General features: G+C 73.3%; 5 protein-coding genes and 1 pseudogene. 3 read left to right on the plus strand and 3 right to left on the minus strand.

The features are described 5' to 3' along the window. Window positions 1-79: 79 nt before the first annotated feature. On the plus strand, window positions 80-325 hold the full coding sequence (locus ACVNF4_RS12370; protein WP_461802807.1) for a DUF397 domain-containing protein: 246 nt from the start codon (window positions 80-82) through the stop codon (window positions 323-325). A gap of 186 nt (window positions 326-511) precedes the next feature. Next, complete coding sequence (locus ACVNF4_RS12375) at window positions 512-1,009, plus strand: hypothetical protein (protein WP_461802808.1); 498 nt, start codon at window positions 512-514, stop codon at window positions 1,007-1,009. A 40-nt stretch (window positions 1,010-1,049) separates the two neighbouring features. On the opposite strand, the gene ACVNF4_RS12380 is transcribed toward ACVNF4_RS12375, so the two are convergent. Both ACVNF4_RS12380 and ACVNF4_RS12385 read right to left on the minus strand, forming a co-directional pair. Continuing rightward, window positions 1,050-2,984 (minus strand): N-acetylmuramoyl-L-alanine amidase, encoded by a 1,935-nt coding sequence (locus ACVNF4_RS12380; RefSeq protein WP_461802809.1) that lies wholly within the window; start codon window positions 2,982-2,984, stop codon window positions 1,050-1,052. Between the two features lie 227 nt (window positions 2,985-3,211). Beyond that, window positions 3,212-4,327, minus strand: a complete 1,116-nt coding sequence (locus ACVNF4_RS12385) for an aminoglycoside phosphotransferase family protein (RefSeq protein ID WP_461802810.1) — start codon at window positions 4,325-4,327, stop codon at window positions 3,212-3,214. A 234-nt stretch (window positions 4,328-4,561) separates the two neighbouring features. Between ACVNF4_RS12385 and ACVNF4_RS12390 the strand changes: the two genes are divergently transcribed. Continuing rightward, window positions 4,562-6,055, plus strand: a complete 1,494-nt coding sequence (locus ACVNF4_RS12390; protein ID WP_461802811.1) for a DNA-binding protein NsdB — start codon at window positions 4,562-4,564, stop codon at window positions 6,053-6,055. Window positions 6,056-6,065: 10 nt separating this feature from the next. On the opposite strand, the pseudogene ACVNF4_RS12395 reads toward ACVNF4_RS12390, so the two are convergent. Beyond that, window positions 6,066-6,300, minus strand: a pseudogene (locus tag ACVNF4_RS12395) (phosphatase); the annotation flags it as partial.

Here is a 6,300-nt window from a genome sequence, read left to right on the forward strand (position 1 = left end):
ACGCACGACGTGCCCTGTCGGGCCCCGGTGGCGATGGATAGGCTGACCCGCGGACGACGGAACCGGGAGGAGCACGGACGTGGCCGAGAGCACCATCCAGCAGAAGCCGGTGGCGGGCTGGGAGAAGCCGGAGGACCTTGACCTCAGCAGGGCGCAGTGGCAGCCGGGCAGCCGGGGCCTGGGGGATGTCCAGATAGCTTTCGTCGAGGGCTTCATCGCGATGCGCAACAGCGGCCGGCCCGAGAGCCCGTCCCTGATCTTCACCCCCGCGGAGTGGGGCGCGTTCATGTCGGGTGCGCGCGAGGGCGAGTTCGACCTGACCTGAGACGTGACCTGAGACCTCACCTGAGACGTGACCTGAGACCTCACCCGAGACATGGCCTGAGACCTCACCCGAGACGGCCCACGGGCCCCCGCCCCGCCTCGCGCGGACCGGGGGCCCGTACCCGTGCTCCACCACCGTCCGACCCGCGCCCGGCCACCCGCCCCCGCCACCCCGTACGATGGCGGTATGTCGTTCCTCCGCCGCCGAAGCGCTACCCCCGCCGGCCCCGATTTCGACGTCCTCGCCATGGACCCGGGCGACTGGCCCGGCAACCTCGGCGCCGGCCTCCTCCCCGCCCCCGACGGCAGCTGTCAGGGCGTCTTCCTGCGCTACGACCTCTTCGGCGGGCGCGGCCCCGCGATGATCATCGGCAACCTCCCCGAGGGCTCCCCGGCCCGGGACACCGCCGACGACGAGATCCCCTTCGAGGTGGCCCAGCTCCTGCTGGCCCTGGAGAACGACGAGGAGGTCACCGTCACCGGCACCGAGGACATGCCGGTGATGCAGGGCGACAACCTCCTCATCGTCCGGCGCCTCAAGCTCTCCGAGGGCCGGATCTCCTGCGTCCAGTTCGACCGCAGCGACAACGTCCTGGTGACCATCGCCGCCTGGGACCGCCCCATCACGGACGACCTGTACGCCCTCCTGAAGCCCCTCCCGGCGGAACTCTTCCAGCAGGGCTGAACCCGGCAGAGCAGAGCCTCACGCCCTCACCCCCGCACTCTCACCCCCGTACGGACGGCACCACGTCCACATCGGCCGCGCGCACGAACGCGACGCGGTGCCCGTACTGGATCTCGTAGTACCTGTCCCTGCCGACGACCACCTGGTGCGTGCCGGTGGCGAAGGTGACCGCGTAGAAGTACTCCCCGGGCACCTCGCCGCCGACGACGTACGACTGGCCGGCGGGCAGCGTGTACGCCAGCGGCGCCACCGCCTGCACCGGCACCCCCTTCGGATACGCGGACGCCTCCGGGTAGGCTCGCCCGTACACCGGCACCGACGCGCGCCCCGCCTTGGCCATGGCCACCAGGCCCGCCGCGTGCACGGCCGCCGGACGCCGGTGCGGGTTCTTGAACCACGCCTTCTGCCCGAGGTACCAGATCGCCGTCCACTCGCCCTGCCGCCCGGCGAGCGCGTACTGCTGGCCGGTGGAGACCCGCGAGGAGATGTCGTTGACGCCGGCCGTCGGGTCCGTGCCCCGGCCGATGTCCTTGATCAGCGGATACGTCTCACCGGGGCCCGAGTACAGGCGCACCTCGCTGGAGCCGTGGTCCGCGCAGGGCTGGCCCTGCGCCGCGCAGTCCGTGTACACCGGCCGGTTCGCGTCGTAGGAGGGGCGGATCGTCACCAGACCGCCGTGCGGCCCGCCCGTGGCGCGGATCGGCGCCTTCAGCAGCTCGAAGTAGTGGCGCCAGTCCCAGTACGGGCCCGGGTCCGTGTGCATGCCCGCGACGTTCGCCGTCGCCGGTCCCGGCACGTTGTCGTGGCCCAGGATGTGCTGCCGGTCCAGCGGCACCCCGTACCGGTGCGCCAGATAGCGCACCAGCCGGGCCGAGGCGCGGTACATGGCCTCCGTGTACCAGGCGTCCGGCCGCGCCAGGAACCCCTCGTGCTCGATGCCCACGGACGCCGCGTTGACGTACCAGTTGCCCGCGTGCCAGGCCACGTCCTTGGTCTTCACGTGCTGCGCGATGTGCCCGTCGGACGAGCGCAGGGTGTAGTGCCAGGACACGTAGGCCGGGTCCTGCACCATGTTCAGGACCCCCGCCCAGGCGCCCTCGGTGTCGTGGACGACGATGTACCGCACCTTCTGCGACTTCGGGCGGTCCGCCAGGTCGTGGTTGCCGTAGTCGTGGTCGCCGAACTCCTTGTACGGCGCCGGGATCCACTCGCAGGACACGTCCTTCGGGCACTCGGTCCCGGCCGTCACCGGCCCCCGCAGCCCGGCGTGCGCCAACTGCCCCTTGTCCGCGGCCAGTCGAGGGTGCGCGGCAATCCGGACGAGCTGCCCGGTGTCGGTGACGCGCTCCTGTCCGGCGCGCAGCACCGCGTACACGTCGTCGGCGTACGCGGCGGCCGTGGCCGTGTCGTCGGCGCCGGAGAAGCGGGCCACCGCGCCGTACCAGTCGGCGGGGTCGGCGCTGAGGGGTTCGCCCAGCTCACGCTGGGCCTCGGCGAGGAGGGCGGCGCCGCCCTCGATGTTCGCGCCGGGGTCGGTGCGCAGGGCCTCGGGGCCGAGGCCGGTCAGCTCGGCGGCGCGGTCCAGGGTGCGCAGGCGGGGGGCGTCCAGGGCGTCCGCGGTGTCTGCCCGGGACGCGGTCCGTGGCGCGAGGGACGGGCGGGCGGAGTCACCCCGCGGATCCTCGGTGCCCTCGCTGTGGTGCTGGGTGCCTCGGAGGGCGGCGCGGGCGTCGGTCAGGTGCATCGGGCCGTAGCCGCCGATGACGCTGGGGGCGCCGGGGTGGCCGTCCCAGCGGGACTGGAGGTAGGAGACGCCCAGCAGGACGTCGGCGGGTACGCGGTACTGGGCCGCCGCCGCGGCGAACGTGCCCTGGAGGGCGAGCCGGGAGGAGCCCCCCTCCGGGGGCGGGGCGGCGGCGAGCAGCGGCAGCAGCAAGGCCGCCGAGGCGACGGCCTGGGGGATACGGCGGGGCAATGCGGCCTCCTGTGGGGGGAACGCGCGGGCCGGACACGGGTCCGTGTCAGCCGAAAAGCTGACGGTCCGTCAATCATGCCCGGCAGGAGGCGTCCTCTCTCGTCACAGCAGTACCCGGCGCGTTTCGCGGGCGCTTTCCCGCCACGACGTCGCCGTGCCGTGGCCCCGACGCGCTGAGGACCTGCGATGCACCGCCGCTCTGGCGCACCGCAGGCCCTCGGTCTCATTCAGCGCGTGCCGACCGCCGCCCGCACCGCCCGCCGCGCCATCTGGCTGTCGTCGTGCAGCCGCCGCAGCAGCAGCCGCTGCTCCTCGCCGGACGGCAGACCCCCGCCGTGCGCCGGCGCCGGATCGTGCAGGGCGCGCTGGACGGCCGTCTCGTACGTCCGGATCTCCCGCGTCAGCACCAGCATCAGGTTCACCAGGAAGGCGTCCCGGGAGGCCGGGCCCGCCGCCTGCGCGAGCTGGCTGATCTGCCGCCGGGCACCCGGCGCGTCCCCCAGCACCGACCACAGCACGGCCAGATCGTAGCCCGGCAGGTACCAGCCCGCGTGCTCCCAGTCGACCAGCACCGGGCCCGCCGGGGACAGCAGCAGGTTCGACAGCAGCGCGTCCCCGTGACAGAACTGCCCCATCCCGCCCCGGCCCGCCGCCTGCGCGATGCCGTGCAGCAGCTTCTGGAGGTCACCGAGGTCACGGTCGGTCAGCAGCCCCAGTTCGTGGTAGCGGGAGATGCGTGCCGCGTAGTCCAGCGGCGCGTCGAACGCGCCCGCCGCGGGCCGCCACGCGTTCAGCCTGAGGATCGCCGCCAGCGCCGCCCGGATGTCAGCGCGCGGCGGCGCCTCGACCGGATGCCGCGTCAGCGCCGCGACCCGGCCGGGCATCCGCTCGATGACGAGGACGCAGTTCTCCGGGTCCGCCGCGATCAGCCTCGGCGTCCTGACCGGCGGACGCTGCCGCACGAACGTGCGGTACGCGGCTATCTCGTGCCGGCCGCGCTCCACCCACGCGGGGGAGTGGTCCAGGAGACACTTCGCCACGGCCGGCTTGCGTCCGGTCGTCCCGACGAGGAGGACCGAACGGCCGCTGCGGCGCAGCACCTGCACCGGGGCGAACTCCGGGCAGATCCGGTGCACCGACGCGAGCGCGGTGCGCAACTGTGCGCCCTGCGGGCCCGACAGGTCCAGTCTGCCGCTGAGCGGTTGTGTGCCGACGCCCGCGGGCCTGCGCTGCCGCACCATGCCGGGGGCGACGGGGCTGAGGTAAGGGGCGCCGACACCACCCTGGCGGGGGTAGGACGGCGGCCGGGGCGGCGCGGACACGGAGGACGATGCTGCGTACATGGGCGAGACAGATCCCTTCGTGTGCCTGCGAAGTAGGTGCGCCGCCCGGCCCGGCCCCCGGGTGCACCCTGGGGAGTGTCCCCGGGGAGACCGGGTCGGGGTGGCGCGTTCCTACCTGACACCCGATCGGCCGTGGCACACCACGTGGCGCACCCTGGCGAACCCTGGCGAATAGTCGCTCGGCAACCCGCACCGGGCTAGTGTCAACTCCAGCCGAGAACCTGGGGGCTTGACGTGAGCGGAGAACCCAACAGCCGACTTTCGGACCTGTTCGGCCTGGCCGGCTGGTCCAAGGGGGAACTCGCGAGGATGGTGAACCGGCAGGCGGCGGCCATGGGCCACCCCCAGCTGTCCACCGACACCTCGCGTGTACGGCGCTGGATCGACACGGGCGAGATCCCGCGCGATCCCGTACCACGGGTGCTGGCAGCCCTGTTCACCGAGCGTCTCGGCCGTGTCGTGACCATCGAGGACCTCGGTCTGGTCCGGCACGGGCGCCCGGGAAAACGGCAGAGCGGCGGGAGCACTGAGCGACCCGACGGAATTCCGTGGACGCCCGACCGGACGGTCGCGTTCCTCACCGAATTCACGGGAATGGACCTCATGCTCAACCGACGCGGCTTGGTGGGCGCGGGCGCCGCGCTCGCCGCGGGCTCCGCACTCAGCAGCGCCATGTACGACTGGCTGCACACCGACCCGATCCTGTCCGCCGACGCCCCCGTCCTGGACGACCCGCTGACCGTCGACCCGGCGGGCTTCGACCGCTACGAGGCGGCTCCCGTCGGAGCCGACGAGATCGACGCCCTGGAGCACTCCGTGGAGGTGTTCCGCGCCTGGGACGCCGCCCGGGGCGGGGGACTTCAGCGCAAGGCGGTCGTCGGCCAGCTCAACGAGGTGGGCGGCATGCTCGCCTACCGCCATCCGGCACACCTCCAGCGCCGCCTGTGGGGCGTCGCCGCCAACCTCGCCGTCCTCGCGGGCTGGATGTCCCACGACGTCGGCCTCGAACCCACCGCCCAGAAGTACTTCCTGATCGCCGCGCACGCCGCCCGTGAGGGCGGGGACCGGCCCCGCGCGAGCGAGGCGCTGTCGCGGGCGGCCCGGCAGATGGTCCACCTCGGCAAGCCCGACGAGGCCCTCGACCTGATGCGGCTCGCCCAGTCCGGCGCGGGCCCCGAGGCCCTGCCGCGCACCCGGGCCATGTTCCACACCGTGGAGGCGTGGGCGCAGGCCGCGGAGGGCAAGGGGCAGGCGATGCGCCGCACCCTCGGCAAGGCGGAGGACCTGTTCACCTCCGACCAGGACAACGGGCCCGTCCCGTCCTGGATGCAGCTGTTCAACGAAGCCGACCTGTACGGCATGCAGGGCCTCGCCTACCGCACGCTCGCCGAGCACGACCCGGCCGCGGCGGCCCAGGCGCAGTACTACGCCGACAAGGCCCTCGCCCTCAGGGACGACACCCAGCAGCGCTCGATGATCTTCGACCACCTGTCGATGGCCTCGGCGCTGTTCATCGCGGGCGACGCCGAACACGGCCACCACTACGCCCGCCAGGCCCTGAACTCCATGGGCGCCAACTCCTCCCTGCGCACCTGGGACCGGCTCGCCGACATGTACCGGCTCACCGGCCCCTACGCGAAGGTGCCGAAGATCGCCCAGCTCCGCGAGGAGATCAAGCTGGCGCTGCCGAAGTCGAAGGGGGGCAAGGGGGTGGCGGCGCAGGCGTAGCCGCCGCAGGTCAGGGCAGCACCCTCGCGACCAGTACACAGGCCGAGTCCTCGCCGGTGTGGGGTTCGGCCACCGCCTCGGCGCCCGCCCGTGCCGTCCTCGCCTCCACGAGCCGGGAGGTGACGGCGGCACGGGCGTCGGGGTCGGTGTGCAGGACGAGCAGGTCGCCCGGTTCGAGGACCGTCTCGGCCGGGCGGTGCTGTCCGGCGGGCGCGGCGCCCAGGAGCGTCCCGCCGGACAGCACC

It is taken from the genome of Streptomyces sp. S6 (genome assembly GCF_054880855.1).

Bases quoted from the DNA above. Each gene is read 5' to 3' on its own strand.
- ACVNF4_RS12385 (WP_461802810.1), bottom strand. From the start codon at position 4,327: ATGTACGCAGCATCGTCCTCCGTGTCCGCGCCGCCCCGGCCGCCGTCC.
- ACVNF4_RS12375 (WP_461802808.1), top strand. From the start codon at position 512: ATGTCGTTCCTCCGCCGCCGAAGCGCTACCCCCGCCGGCCCCGATTTC.